The organism is Streptomyces sp. NPDC051217 (assembly GCF_044455465.1).
In the GTDB taxonomy this organism is placed as follows: Bacteria; Actinomycetota; Actinomycetes; order Streptomycetales; family Streptomycetaceae; genus Streptomyces.
In genome coordinates this window covers 40,246-53,059 of sequence record NZ_JBITEV010000008.1, presented here as the reverse complement: position 1 = coordinate 53,059, position 12,814 = coordinate 40,246, and the positions used below count along the sequence as shown (strand labels likewise).

Here is a 12,814-nt window from a genome sequence, read left to right as displayed (position 1 = left end):
GGCCGGGCGGTGTCAGGGTCGTTCTCGGGGCCGCTCTCAGGGCGCAGCCCTGATGCCACGGCGCACCCGGCCGTGTGACCATCAATGGCATGCCGGTCGCCACGCCAACCCCGCCCCCGTCGTCATCCACGTCGTCGTCATCGGCCGCGGGGCCGGCCGCGGGGTCGCCTTCGGGACCGTCGGGCGCGTCCCGGAGCCGCAGCCGGGCGTCAGGGACGGCCCCGGGGGCCGACGAGCAGCCGCTGCGCAAGCTCTACCGCAGCGCCGACGGCAGACTGCTGGGCGGCGTCGCACGCGGCCTCGCGGGGCATCTGGGGCTGCCGGTCGGCTGGGTGCGGCTGGTCTTCCTCGGCCTGTTCCTGGCCCAGGGGCTGGGCGCGATGCTGTACGCCATCTTCTGGATCGTCGTCCCGCTCGGTTTCGGCGGCATGCCCACCGCGTCGCGCCCGCTCTTCGAGACGACGGGCGACGGACGGCGAAAGCTCCGGAAACCCGACAGGGGACAGACCTTCGCGATCATCGCGCTGTTCGTCGTCGGGTCCATCTTCGTCGGCAGCGCGGACCTCGGCCGCGGCGGCGCGGGCCACTACATCTGGCCGACGCTGCTCATCGGCGCCGGTGTCGTCCTGGTCTGGCGCCAGGCCGACAACGCGCGACGCGCGCAGTGGGCGTCGCTCTCCACGGACAGCAGGCGCCGCAGGGTCTTCCAACTGGCCCGCGGGCTCGCGGGCGTGGCCCTGGTCGGCATGGGCCTGACCGTCTTCATGGTCGTACGCGGCTCGGCCGCCCAGCTCGGCAACGTCCTGACGGCGGCCATCGCCGTCGTGGCCGGAGTCGCGCTGCTCGCCGGCCCCTGGCTGGTACGGATGACGCAGGACCTCTCCGACGAGCGCCTGATGCGCATCCGCGCCCAGGAACGCGCCGAGGTCGCCGCGCACGTGCACGACTCCGTCCTGCACACGCTCACGCTGATCCAGCGCAACGCGGACGACGGCGGCGAGGTCCGCCGCCTGGCCCGCGCGCAGGAGCGGGAGCTGCGCGCCTGGCTCTACAAGCCGGAGGGCACCGGCAAGGACGAGGAGAACGAACCCGACACCCTCGCCGAGGCCGTGAAGGCCACCGCGGCCGAGGTCGAGGACTACCACGGCGTACCGATCGAGGTCGTCGTGGTCGGCGACTGTCCCCTCGACGAGAAACTGACCGCACAGATGCAGGCAGCACGCGAGGCAATGGTCAATGCCGCCAAGTACGGTGGCGAGGGAGGCGCCGTGCAGGTCTTCGCGGAGGTCGAGGGCCGGACGGTCTTCATCTCCGTACGGGACCGCGGACCCGGGTTCGATCTGGACTCGGTGCCGGACGACCGGATGGGCGTACGGGAATCGATCTTCGGCCGGATGGAACGCAACGGCGGTACGGCGAGGGTGCGTTCGGCGCCCGACGGGGGCACGGAAGTGGAGCTTGAGATGGAGAGGGCGGCGGACGCATGACCGGCATCAGCGGGACGAGCGGCGACGGCGGCGGGGGAGAGGCCGGGACCAGGCGGGCGCGCGTGGTGCTGGTCGACGACCACCGCATGTTCCGCACCGGCGTACAGGCCGAGATCGGACAGACGGCGACGACGGGCGTGGAGGTCGTCGGCGAGGCCGCCGACGTCGACCAGGCCGTCACGGTCATCACGGCGACCCGGCCCGAGGTCGTCCTCCTCGACGTCCACCTGCCCGGCGGCGGTGGCGTGGAGGTCCTGCGCCGCTGCGCCCCGCTGATGGCGGCGGCCGAGGACCCGGTGCGCTTCCTGGCGCTCTCGGTGTCCGACGCGGCGGAGGACGTCATCGGCGTGATCCGCGGCGGCGCGCGCGGCTATGTCACCAAGACGATCACCGGCACGGACCTCGTGGACTCGATCTTCCGTGTCCAGGACGGCGACGCCGTCTTCTCGCCGCGGCTGGCGGGCTTCGTGCTCGACGCGTTCGCGTCGACGGACGCGCCGCCGGTGGACGAGGACATGGACCGCCTCACGCAGCGCGAGCGCGAGGTGCTGCGGCTGATCGCGCGCGGTTACGCGTACAAGGAGATCGCGAAGCAGCTCTTCATCTCGGTGAAGACGGTCGAGTCGCACGTCTCGGCGGTGCTGCGCAAGCTCCAGCTCTCCAACCGGCACGAACTCACGCGGTGGGCGACGGCGCGCAGGCTGGTCTGAGCCGGTGTCCGTCATTCCCGCGAGCAGAGCCACTCGGTGACGTAGTCCCGGCCCGCGTGCTGGAGCAGGCCGCGGACGCACTCGCCGCGTGTGGTGTCGAGCGTGCCTGTCAGCGCGGCCGAGCCGTCCTTCGTACGGAGGGTGCCGAACCATCCGGGGAACGCGGTGATGCGGGCGTCCCTGCGCTGGTAGCCGAGCCGGAAGGCGGGCGCGGGGCCGGTGTTCGCGCCGGTGCCGTGCCGTGCGTAACGCGTCGTGAACGCGCCCTTGCCCCCCACCGGGCCGGCCACGCAGAGCCGGCCGCCGGTGAGGTCGCCGCAGCCCGCGGGGGTGACGCCGACCGGGGCGAGGACGAGAAGCGAGCCGAGGGTGAGGCCGAGGGGGAGAACGGCCGCGCGGACCCGCGTGTGTCTCATGGCGTTCATCGTCGTGCGGCGGGGAGGGGACGGCACTCGGGCCTGGGCCGGGTGGGCCCCTCGGGGCCGCTACGCGGGGCGGGTGGCGCCCGCGAAGGGCATCTGGTCGATCGGGGCCATCCGCACCCCGGCGCCCGGCCGCGGGGCGTGGATCATCTGTCCGCCGCCGACATAGAGCCCGACGTGCGAGATGCCGGAGTAGAAGAAGACCAGGTCACCGGGGGCGAGCCGGGAGCGTGCGACCCGCCTGCCCGCGTTGATCTGGGTGTACGTGGTGCGCGGGAGGGAGACTCCGGCGGCGCGCCAGGCGGCCTGCGTCAGACCGGAGCAGTCGAACCCGTCGGGCCCGGTCGCGCCCCACACGTACGGCTTGCCGAGCGCCCCGCGCGCGTAGGCGATCGCGGCGGCCGCGCGGCCGCTGGGCGCCGGCAGGGCCCCGGCGCGGCTCTGGGCGCGGTCGGCGCGTGGATCGGCCGAACCGGTGCCCTCGGCGTACCGCGCGCGTTCGGCGGCGGTGAGCCGGTCGAGCAGCTTCTCGGCGTCCGCGAGCTTCTTCTTGACCGTCGACTTGTATGTGGCCAGGTCGGCCTGGCGGCTGGTGAGTTCATCGGCCTTCTTGTCGGCCTTCTTACGTAAGCGGCCGAGGTCACCGAGTTGCGCGCGCATTCTGTTGACGGCCTGGGCCTGCTGGAAGCCGGCGCGTTCGGCGAGCGCGGCCCCGCGCAGATATCCCTCGGGGTCGGAGCTGAGGGCGAGCTGTACGGCGGGGTCGAGGCCGCCCGCGCGGTACTGCGCGGCGGCGATCGAACCGAGCGCGTTGCGCGAGACGTTGAGCCGTGCCGTCCGCCGGGTGGCCTCGTCGCGCAGCTTCTCCAGCGAGGCGCTCGCGTCGGCCGCCTTCTCCTTCGCGCCGTTGTACTTCTCGGTGGCGGCCTCCGCCTCGTGGTAGAGCTTGTCGACCTTCGCCTTCACCTGGGCCGAGGTGAGCTGCGGCTCGCCGTGTGCGGCCCCTTCGAGCCCGGTCGCCGTCGCGGCCCCCGCGAGGGCGAGGGTGGCCGCCGTGCGGCCGTACGGCCCGGTGAACGGTCGGGAGCTGAATCGGGGTCGGCGGTGCGCTGCCACGAGGGCGTCCACATCCTCTGTTCCACGCGGGCCCGGACGGCCCGTACGGGAAAGGACGCTAGGCGCGCGGGTCACGGACGCGCGCCGCCATGGCCGCTATTGCCCGCAGGTGGAAGATCGCCGGCGGATTGTGCCCGCTTCTCTTCCGCCCATCAGGTCACTTTCCGGCAGGACCTGACCGATCCCGCGACAACGGCCGCTCATCGGCCACCGACGGCGCTCTCGTCCGCCTACGACCGCGTCGCCTTCCCGCACTCCCCGTCCGCTCTCCCGTCGGTCACCGGCGTGCTGCGGTCGTACGGGTCGACCTCCGGGCCACCGTCCGCGCCGGCGGGCCGCTCGTCGGCGTACAGGGGGACGAGGTAACCGGTGGGGGCGCCGCAGCCTCCGTTGGTCGTGTGGACCTTGTACGAAACGAGGGAGAAGGTTCCCCGCTCGGTGATCACCTTCGCGGGATCGTCCCAGTTCAGCACCGTCTCGCGGCGCACGATCGTGCGCGCGACCTCATCACCGCCCCCGTCCGCCGCCGCCCGCGTGACCGGGTAGACGTACGTGACATCGGCCGTCACCTGGAGGGCGCCGCGCTCGCCCTCCCGGTAGCTGATCCGCCCCCGTGTCTTGACGACATCCCCGACGACGCGGGTGTGCGCCTCGTCGAACCGGCTGAAGAGCATCACCGGGTCGTTCTCCTCGCCCGGCGCGCGGAACGCGGTCGCCAGGAAGTCCTGGACGTCCTTCTGATGCGGGTTGATGAGCGCGATCGCCTTCGCCGGGTGCGCGCCCAGCAGCACCGCCGGATCCAGACTGGAAGCGGCGAGGAAGTCACGGCTCCGGTCGAGCGCGTCCTTCACCTGCCCCTTGCTCATCCACCCGGTCGCCCTGGCCGCGGGCACCGTGATCCCGGCCGTCCCGCTCTCCCAGCGCACGGCGGGCGAGCCCTTGAACGGTTCGTCGAGCGTGGGCAGCCGGGCCGGCTCGATGGGCGGTGCCTGGTCCGGGCGTTCCGACTCCGCGGCGAGTGGTCCTCCGGCCCCGGCGTCATCGCCGAACCACCCGGTGACCCGCCCCGGATCCAGGGCCACGGCCAGCAGCGCGACCGAGGCCAGCAGCCCCACGAGGTACCGGACCTTCGGCCGCCTCGGCCGCCGGGCGGGCGTGTGCGTACGCCATCCCTCCGGGGGCGCGGGCTCCTCCCGCAGCCGCCGTGCCACGAGCCGGGCGCGTGCGGAAGCCTCTTTGGGAGCGTCGGGCACGCCGTCCGCGGACTCCCGCAGGAACCGCTCCCACTCCTCGTCGGAAACGGACGAACCGCCTTGATCCCCACCCGTGTTCATGCCGGACTCCTTCTTTCACCGGCGCGGTGTCTGGACCACCGCGACGGCCCCTCCCCAGGGACATCTGTCGCATGATCGCACGGAGATTCTCAGAAAGTCCTGTCGGGGCAGCCGCCCCCGGAGGGGCTCAGGCCGGGCGCACACTGCCGTAGATCGGCATGTAGTAGATCGACTCCTCGCGGACGTTCGCGCCCGGCTTCGGCGCGTGGATCATCTTGCCGTCGCCCTGGTAGATGCCGACGTGGCTGATGTCGTCGTAGAAGAACACCAGGTCGCCGGGGAGCAGGTCCGCCGTGGCGACGCGCTTGCCGACCTTCACCTGGTCCCAGGTCGTACGCGGCAGCTGCACGCCCGCCTCCTTCCAGGCGGCGGCCGTCAGCCCCGAGCAGTCGTACGAGCTGGGACCGGTGGCGCCCCACACGTACGGCTTGCCGATCTGGGCGCGGGCGAAGGCGAGGACCTTCTCGGCCTTGGCCGCGTACGTACCGTCCGTGGCGCCCGAACCGGTGTCGGTCCCCGAGCCCGTGCCGCCGGTCGCGGGCTGCTCCTCCTGCCGCGCCTCCTCCTGGCGCTTGCGCTCCGCGGCCTCCTCCTTGGCCTTCGCCTCGGCCTTGCGGCGCGCCTCCTGCTCCTTCTCCCGCTCCAGGGCGGCGAGCCGCGCCTTCTCCTGCGCCGTCAGCTCCGAGAGCAGCGACCGCGCCGCCGCGAGCTTGTTCTGGACCTTCTGCTTGCCCACCTTGAGCGAGGCCTGCGACTCCGTCAGCGTCTCCAGGCTCTTCGTCGCCTTGGCGCGCTGCTTGGACGCGGACCGCTGCTCCTTCTGGAAGTCCTCGACGGCCCCCTGCTGGCGCTCGGTCAGCCGGTCCATCAGCTGGGTCTGCTCGAAGTACGACTCGGGGCTGTCGGCGAACATCAGGGCGGCCGTGGGACCGACGGCGCCCGCGCGGTACTGCGCGGCGGCATACGTACCGAGGGCGCGCCGCGCCTCGTTCACCTTGTCGGCGCTCTTGGCGACCTCGTCAAGGACCCGGTCGACCGACTTGCGCTGGGTGTCCGTCGCTTCCTTCGCCTTGTTGTACTGCTGCGTCGCCGTACCGGCCTGCCGGTACAGGTCGTCGACCTTCTTCTGCACCTCTTCCACCGAGGGCTTGGGGTCGGCCGGCGCGGCGGTGGCGCTCTGCGTCGAGAGCAGCGTGACCGAGGCGAGGGCGGCTGTCGTGAAACCGACGGCGGGGGTGTTCGCGCGTATTCCGGTGCGGGTGCGCGCTTTGCGATGCGATGCCAAGGCCGGCATCTCCTTCCGTGGACCGCCTACCGGGTTAGCTGTCGGGTTCGGGCGGAACGGAAGGCTGCCCTACGGGCCTGGGAAAACGGCCCGATTCACCCCGGTGGAACGTGGTGGGTCCCCGGTTCCGAACTCCCCTCGGGGAAGCCCGGATTCGGCGGAGGCCGTCCGCTCGGCGCTGATCACCGATGGAGTACGGAACGCCTCGGCGAGCACGCTAGCCAATGCGTGGTGCCGCTGTGAAGGTTGATGGTCGATATGCCCGATACATTTCCGTGACCTTTCACATAAACGCCCGTCGGCGCCCCCACCGCGCCATGTGGCGGTCCGCTGTCAGTGCGGCACCCTAGACTCAGGAAGCGATGAGCAGCCTCTTTGACGACAGCTTCCTGGCGGACCTCCAGCCCTCGGCCGAGGAGCCCCCGCCGCCGCCCGAGGACACCGCTCCGGAACAGGTGCCCGACGATCTCTTCGGAGGGAAGTTCGACGTGCCCCCGCCCAGGGATCCGCACCATCGCGACGGCGCTCCGCGCACCGTCGTGGACCCGGCGGCGCTGCTCGAAGGGCTGAACGAGGAGCAGCGCGCCGCCGTCGTGCACACCGGATCGCCGCTGCTCATCGTGGCCGGCGCGGGCTCGGGCAAGACCCGGGTGCTGACCCACCGGATCGCGCATCTGCTGGGGACGCGCCGGGTGCATCCGGGCGAAATACTGGCGATCACGTTCACCAACAAGGCCGCCGGCGAGATGAAGGAGCGCGTCGAGCAGCTCGTCGGCCCGCGTGCGGCCGCCATGTGGGTGATGACGTTCCACAGTGCCTGCGTGCGGATCCTGCGCCGTGAGTCGAAGCGGCTCGGCTTCACGTCGTCGTTCTCGATCTACGACGCGGCCGACTCCAAGCGGCTCATGGCCCTGGTCTGCCGTGATCTCGATCTCGACCCCAAGCGGCACCCCCCGAAGTCCTTCAGCGCCAAGATCTCGAATCTGAAGAACGAGCTGATCGACGAGGAGACCTTCGCCGGTCAGGCCGGTGACCCGTTCGAGAAGACGCTGGCCGAGGCGTACCGGATGTACCAGGCGCGGCTGCGCGAGGCCAACGCGCTGGACTTCGACGACATCATCATGACGACGGTCCATCTGCTCCAGGCGTTCCCGGAAGTCGCCGAGTACTACCGCCGCCGCTTCCGCCATGTCCTGGTGGACGAGTACCAGGACACCAACCACGCGCAGTACACCCTGGTGCGTGAGCTGGTCGGCCCCTCGGGCGAGGGGCACGACCCGGCGGAGCTGTGCGTCGTCGGTGACGCGGACCAGTCCATCTACGCGTTCCGCGGTGCCACGATCCGTAACATCCTCCAGTTCGAGGAGGACTACCCGGACGCGACGACGATCCTGCTGGAGCAGAACTACCGCTCCACGCAGACGATCCTCAGCGCGGCCAACGCGGTCATCGAGCGCAACGAGAGCCGGCGGCCCAAGAGTCTCTGGACGAACGCCGGAGCGGGCGCCCTGATCACGGGGTACGTGGCGGACACCGAGCACGACGAGGCGCAGTTCGTCGCCGACGAGATCGACCGCATGACGGACGCGTCGGAGGCCAAGGCGGGCGACGTCGCCGTCTTCTACCGGACGAACGCGCAGTCACGTGTGTTCGAAGAGATCTTCATCCGCGTCGGCCTCCCGTACAAGGTCGTCGGCGGTGTGCGCTTCTACGAGCGCAAGGAGGTCCGCGATGTGCTGGCCTATCTGCGTGTGCTCGCCAACCCCGAGGACAGCGTCCCGCTGCGCCGGATCCTGAACGTGCCCAAGCGCGGCATCGGCGACCGCGCGGAGGCGATGATCGACGCGCTCTCGGCGCGGGAGAAGATCTCCTTCGCGCAGGCGCTGCGCCGGGTCGACGAGGCGTACGGCATGGCGGCCCGTTCGTCGAACGCCGTGAAGCGCTTCAACACGCTGATGGAGGAGTTGCGTACGGTCGTCGAGTCCGGCGCCGGTCCGGCGACGGTCCTGGAGGCCGTGCTCGAACGGACCGGCTATCTCGCGGAGTTGCAGGCGTCGACCGACCCGCAGGACGAGACGCGGATCGAGAACTTGCAGGAACTGGCCGCCGTGGCGCTGGAGTTCGAGCAGGAGCGGGCCCAGGCGGCGGGGGCGGACACGACGGCGCCTGCTGCGGACACCCCTGCTGCGGACACCCCTGCCGCGGACACCCCTGCCGCGGACGCGCCCGCTCCGGACGCGCCCGCCGCGGCGGCGTCCGGCACGCTCGCCGAGTTCCTGGAGCGGGTCGCCCTCGTCGCCGACTCCGACCAGATCCCCGACGAGGACGAGGAAGGCTCCGGTGTCATCACTCTGATGACGCTGCACACGGCGAAGGGGCTCGAATTCCCTGTCGTCTTCCTGACGGGCCTGGAGGACGGCGTCTTCCCGCACATGCGCGCGCTCGGCCAGGCGAAGGAGCTGGAGGAGGAGCGCAGGCTGGCGTACGTCGGCATCACGCGTGCCCGGGAGCGGCTCTATCTGACCCGGTCCTCGATGCGCAGCGCGTGGGGCCAGCCCTCGTACAATCCGCCGTCGCGCTTCCTGGAGGAGATTCCGGGCGAGCATCTGGAGTGGAAGCGCACCGGCCCGATGGCCGCCCCGGCCGGTCCGACCTCGGGGATCACGTCCTCGCTGTCCACTTCCCGCGCCCGGTCGGGCCCGGCGGGCTTCGCCACGCGGCGCGCGACGGAGAAGCCGGTCATCTCGCTCGCGGTGGGGGACAGGGTCACGCACGACCAGTTCGGGCTCGGAACGGTCGTCACGGTGACGGGGTCGGGCGCCGACGCGCAGGCGACGATCGACTTCGGGGACTCCAAGCCGAAGCGGCTGCTGCTGCGGTACGCGCCGGTCGACAAGCTGTAACGCGCGGACGCCGACGCGGCGGGGTGTTCTCGGCCCGCCGCGCCGAACGCGCGAAAGAAGAGATTCGGCTCGCGGCCGGGTGTCAGATGTTGAGGCCGTGGCCCCGGAGCCAGGGGAGCGGGTCGATCGCCGCGCCGCCGCCGGGCCGTACCTCGAAGTGCAGGTGCGGGCCGGTGGAGTTGCCCGAATTCCCGGAGTAGGCGATCTCGTCACCGGCCTTGACCGAACCGGAGCGGATCTTCGTGCTGCTGAGGTGGCAGTACCAGGTCTCGGTGCCGTCGGCGGCCGTCACGATCGCCATGTTGCCGTACGCGCTGTTCCACTGTGTACGGACGGTGCCGTCCGTCGCCGCCATCACCGGCGTGCCGTACGAGACGGGGAAGTCGATGCCCGTGTGCATCGACATCCAGTTGACGCCGGCCTGGCCGTAATACGCGCTGAGGGCGTGATTCGCCACGGGGATGGCGAACTTGGGGCGGGCGGCCTCGCGCGCGGCGGCCAGCGCGTCGCGCTTCTTCTTCTCCGCCGCCTGCCGCTCCTTGAGGTCGATGCGCTCCTGGGTGCGGCTGGCGCGGTCCCCGAAGTCACGTGCGTCGGCGTCGAGAGCGGCGAGTTGGGTGTCGAGCTTGTTGTTCACCGCGGCGGGTTTGACCGCTGCCGCGTCCGACGCCGTGAGCGTCGTCGAGTCGTCCTTGGTCTCGTCGGCGGCGCCGAGTCCGCCGACCGAAGCGGCGGCGATACCGGCGACGCCCATCACACAGGCGGAGGGGACCGCGACGGTCAGCAGAGCCGAACGCTTCGCCGGTGTACGGCGCCTGCTGCGGCTGCCTCCGGCCGCCCGGCGGACGGGGCGCGGGGTGATGGTGGCGGCTGCCCCGACGACATGATCCGCATCCGCGTGCTCGGAATAGTCCGAATCGAGCTCCAGCTCCGATTCCGACAGCTGTTCAGGCTCCGGACCGGGCGTGTCGTACTCGTGCTCGTCGCCGTAGACCGGCGCTTCGTACATGGGTTCTTCGTACGCGGACTGCTCGTACTCCGGCGTCTCGTACTCGGCCTGCGCGAACTCCGGCGGCGCGAACTCCTGCTGCGCGTACTCGGGTTCGTGCTGGTGCTCGATCTCGGGCTCGTACGCGGCCGGTTCGTAGGCGGCGGGCTCGTACGCCGCCGATTCGTAGGACTCGTACCCCGCGTTGTCGCCGTAGTACGGAGCGTCGGCCTGGAGCGGCAGGTCCGGCTGTGCGGCCGGCGCGCCCGAGTTCCAGGCGGTGGCGTCGTACGCGCCGGTGTCGGCGACGGGCGCCGCCCACTGGTCGGCCTGGACACCCTGACCGGCCGGGTCGTATCCGTAACTCGCCGCCTGGTTCGCCTCGTTCCAGGCGTTCGCGTCCCACTGACCCGTCGTGTCGTACGACTGCTGGGGCTGCTGGGGCTGTGCCGCGTACGCGTCGTACGCCTCGTACTGAACCTGGGGTTCCTGCGGCGCGTGCGTCGCGTAAGGGTCGTAACCCGCGTTCCACTGCGCCGAGTCGTACTGACCGCTCTGGTCCGCGTCGTAAGTGACCGCGCCCACCGGGCTCGTGCCCGGAAGGGCACCGAAAAGCGGGTCGCTGTCGAAGCTGCCTGAGGAGTAGCCGTCGTGAGCGGCATATCCGGCGTGGGGGTGCTGGTCGTTCACCAACTTCTCTCTCGCCTCGGCAGCAGGAGCAGGTTCCTGGGGCCGCCTTGGCGAACAGAGGGACCCAGAAGGGAAAGCAGTGGCCGCGACTGTACCCGGCGGTATGCGACGGCGACAATCTTCGGCGGCTTCCGGGCGCTCTGGAAACGGGCATTCGGCCGTCTTTCGGCGGACTGTGGGCACACCTTTGGCCGTACGTTCGATAATCGTTCGATTTTAAGGGTTTCGGTGAGGTGTCGAAGCGACATCGAATCGGCACGGGACGCAACCAGTTCCGGTGCCCGCGTTTGGACCGCCGAGGGACCTCAGGCCACCGATATCGCGCCGTCGGCCTGATTCTCGGCCTGCTCCACGGCGCTTCCCGTCCATTCGGCCGACTCGATGAGCTCCGCGAGCTCGTCGCTGTCGTCGTGCTCCAGGACATACCGGATGCCCGCGGCGACGGCCGGGTGCACCGGCAGGGCGAGATGGCCGATACCGGTCACGCCCACGTTCTGCGCGTCGAGGTCGGGGTGCTCGACGCGGGCCGCCTCCACCGGTGACATGACCTGGTCGAGATCGCTCCAGAAGCTGACGAACCGGGTCCGGCAGCCGGGCGCCGGCTCCCGCAGCTCCTCGATCAGGTCCGAGCCGGGCCGCATCTGCCGGACGACCGGGTGCGCGCTGGCGAACGGGATGGCGCCGGTACCCGCGTGGGGTGTGCCCATGGTGACCAAGGTCCGTACCCGCACGTCCCCGCCCAGTCGCTGTACGTAATACCGGGCGATCAATCCACCGAGGCTGTGGCCGACGATGTCGACCTCGCGGTGCCCCGTACGGGCGCAGACCTCTTCGATGTGCCGACCGAGCACTTCGGCGGCCAGCCGGATGTCGCTGGTCAGCGGCGAGAAATTGAGCGATTCGAGGTGGGTCCAGCCGTGCCGGGCGAGGGAGCGGCGCAGCAGGACGAAGACGGAGCGGTTGTCCACGAAACCGTGCAGAAGCAGGACCGGGGGCCGGGAGCGGCCCTCCGTGGGCAGTGTGGCGGCCTCGGGCGGCAGGTCCGGTGCCGGACGTTCCTTGGCGATTCCACCCGGATAGAGGACCAGGTGCCCCGCGAGGATGGCCATCTCAAGGATTGAGGCCCGCAGGAGCGTGACGGGCATTTCCCAGGCCGCAGGCCGCCGTACGACAGACGGGAAGGGCGAGAAGAGCTCGGAGAAAGGCGGGATCTTCATTGACCTACCTCCCTACACCGCACGGGAAGCGATTCCCTTGCGGCTCCCGTGCCGGATGGGGCCGACACGAAGCAGAGTGAACATATCCCCATGTGTGATTTCCCCCTCCCCGGCCGCCGCGAAACAGCAGCGTGCGAGATGCTGGAGATAACGTTCGTTCACCTCTCCGTCCCTCGCCGGTACGGGGACCCGTGCCAATGACGACGAAGTCGGTATGTGGAGGCAGTGATGGGTGTGACCGGTCCGATCCGTGTGGTGGTGGCGAAACCAGGTCTCGACGGCCACGATCGCGGGGCCAAGGTCATCGCGCGAGCGTTGCGGGATGCTGGTATGGAGGTCATCTACACCGGGCTGCACCAGACGCCCGAGCAGATCGTGGACACCGCGATCCAGGAGGACGCCGACGCGATCGGTCTCTCGATCCTCTCCGGCGCGCACAACACGCTCTTCGCGAAGGTCATCGATCTGCTGGAACAGCACGACGCGCTGGACATCAAGGTCTTCGGCGGCGGCATCATCCCGGAGGCGGACATCCCGCCGCTGAAGGAGCTGGGCGTGGCGGAGATCTTCACGCCCGGCGCGACGACGACGTCGATCGTGGAATGGGTGAACGCGAACGTGTCCCAGCCGGCGGGCGCGTAGCGGCCCACCTGCGGGGTGGG

10 protein-coding genes and 1 riboswitch are annotated in these 12,814 nt (G+C 70.7%); of the genes, 4 read left to right on the top strand and 6 right to left on the bottom strand.

The genetic code is table 11. The annotated features are described in order from the left end of the window. The first annotated feature begins 89 nt into the window (after nucleotides 1–89). Both ACIBBB_RS19290 and ACIBBB_RS19285 read left to right on the top strand, forming a co-directional pair. Nucleotides 90–1,487 carry a PspC domain-containing protein gene (locus ACIBBB_RS19290; protein WP_398983482.1) on the top strand — a complete coding sequence of 466 codons (1,398 nt, stop codon included), beginning with the start codon at nucleotides 90–92 and terminating at the stop codon, nucleotides 1,485–1,487. Further along, nucleotides 1,484–2,197, top strand: a complete 714-nt coding sequence (locus ACIBBB_RS19285) for a LuxR C-terminal-related transcriptional regulator (protein WP_398983480.1) — start codon at nucleotides 1,484–1,486, stop codon at nucleotides 2,195–2,197. The genes ACIBBB_RS19290 and ACIBBB_RS19285 overlap by 4 nt, the downstream gene beginning before the upstream one ends. 11 nt (nucleotides 2,198–2,208) lie before the next feature. Here the strand turns inward: ACIBBB_RS19285 and ACIBBB_RS19280 are convergent, their stop codons facing one another. The 4 genes from ACIBBB_RS19280 to ACIBBB_RS19265 form a co-directional block, all read right to left on the bottom strand. Then, nucleotides 2,209–2,613, bottom strand: coding sequence for a hypothetical protein (locus ACIBBB_RS19280; RefSeq protein WP_398983478.1), 405 nt, complete (start codon nucleotides 2,611–2,613; stop codon nucleotides 2,209–2,211). 69 nt (nucleotides 2,614–2,682) lie between these two features. Beyond that, nucleotides 2,683–3,735: an NlpC/P60 family protein gene (locus ACIBBB_RS19275; protein WP_398983476.1), complete on the bottom strand. Its 1,053-nt coding sequence runs from the start codon at nucleotides 3,733–3,735 to the stop codon at nucleotides 2,683–2,685. A 230-nt stretch (nucleotides 3,736–3,965) separates the two neighbouring features. Then, the gene (locus tag ACIBBB_RS19270) at nucleotides 3,966–5,069 is read right to left on the bottom strand and encodes a hypothetical protein (RefSeq protein WP_398983474.1); all 1,104 of its coding nucleotides are present in this window, start codon (nucleotides 5,067–5,069) and stop codon (nucleotides 3,966–3,968) included. A gap of 127 nt (nucleotides 5,070–5,196) precedes the next feature. Next, nucleotides 5,197–6,363 carry an NlpC/P60 family protein gene (locus ACIBBB_RS19265; protein WP_398983472.1) on the bottom strand — a complete coding sequence of 389 codons (1,167 nt, stop codon included), beginning with the start codon at nucleotides 6,361–6,363 and terminating at the stop codon, nucleotides 5,197–5,199. After that, a riboswitch (cyclic di-AMP (ydaO/yuaA leader) is annotated at nucleotides 6,362–6,524 on the bottom strand. It overlaps the preceding gene by 2 nt. 192 nt (nucleotides 6,525–6,716) lie before the next feature. On the opposite strand from ACIBBB_RS19265, the gene ACIBBB_RS19260 reads away from it, so the two are divergent. After that, on the top strand, nucleotides 6,717–9,257 hold the full coding sequence (locus ACIBBB_RS19260; protein ID WP_398983470.1) for an ATP-dependent DNA helicase: 2,541 nt from the start codon (nucleotides 6,717–6,719) through the stop codon (nucleotides 9,255–9,257). Between the two features lie 82 nt (nucleotides 9,258–9,339). Here ACIBBB_RS19260 and ACIBBB_RS19255 read toward each other — a convergent pair whose 3' ends face one another. After that, nucleotides 9,340–10,935, bottom strand: coding sequence for a peptidoglycan DD-metalloendopeptidase family protein (locus ACIBBB_RS19255; RefSeq protein WP_398983468.1), 1,596 nt, complete (start codon nucleotides 10,933–10,935; stop codon nucleotides 9,340–9,342). 305 nt (nucleotides 10,936–11,240) lie between these two features. Then, nucleotides 11,241–12,080, bottom strand: coding sequence for an esterase/lipase family protein (locus ACIBBB_RS19250; protein ID WP_398983935.1), 840 nt, complete (start codon nucleotides 12,078–12,080; stop codon nucleotides 11,241–11,243). 300 nt (nucleotides 12,081–12,380) lie between these two features. Between ACIBBB_RS19250 and ACIBBB_RS19245 the strand changes: the two genes are divergently transcribed. Beyond that, a complete protein-coding gene (locus ACIBBB_RS19245; RefSeq protein ID WP_398983466.1) occupies nucleotides 12,381–12,794 on the top strand; it encodes a cobalamin B12-binding domain-containing protein in 414 nt (137 codons plus the stop codon). The last annotated feature ends 20 nt before the right edge of the window (nucleotides 12,795–12,814 follow it).

Coding starts and splice junctions, on each gene's coding strand:
- ACIBBB_RS19245 (WP_398983466.1), top strand. CDS start 12,381: ATGGGTGTGACCGGTCCGATCCGTGTGGTGGTGGCGAAACCAGGTCTC.
- ACIBBB_RS19265 (WP_398983472.1), bottom strand. CDS start 6,363: ATGCCGGCCTTGGCATCGCATCGCAAAGCGCGCACCCGCACCGGAATA.
- ACIBBB_RS19280 (WP_398983478.1), bottom strand. CDS start 2,613: ATGAGACACACGCGGGTCCGCGCGGCCGTTCTCCCCCTCGGCCTCACC.
- ACIBBB_RS19250 (WP_398983935.1), bottom strand. CDS start 12,080: ATGCCCGTCACGCTCCTGCGGGCCTCAATCCTTGAGATGGCCATCCTC.
- ACIBBB_RS19290 (WP_398983482.1), top strand. CDS start 90: ATGCCGGTCGCCACGCCAACCCCGCCCCCGTCGTCATCCACGTCGTCG.
- ACIBBB_RS19270 (WP_398983474.1), bottom strand. CDS start 5,069: ATGAACACGGGTGGGGATCAAGGCGGTTCGTCCGTTTCCGACGAGGAG.
- ACIBBB_RS19285 (WP_398983480.1), top strand. CDS start 1,484: ATGACCGGCATCAGCGGGACGAGCGGCGACGGCGGCGGGGGAGAGGCC.
- ACIBBB_RS19260 (WP_398983470.1), top strand. CDS start 6,717: ATGAGCAGCCTCTTTGACGACAGCTTCCTGGCGGACCTCCAGCCCTCG.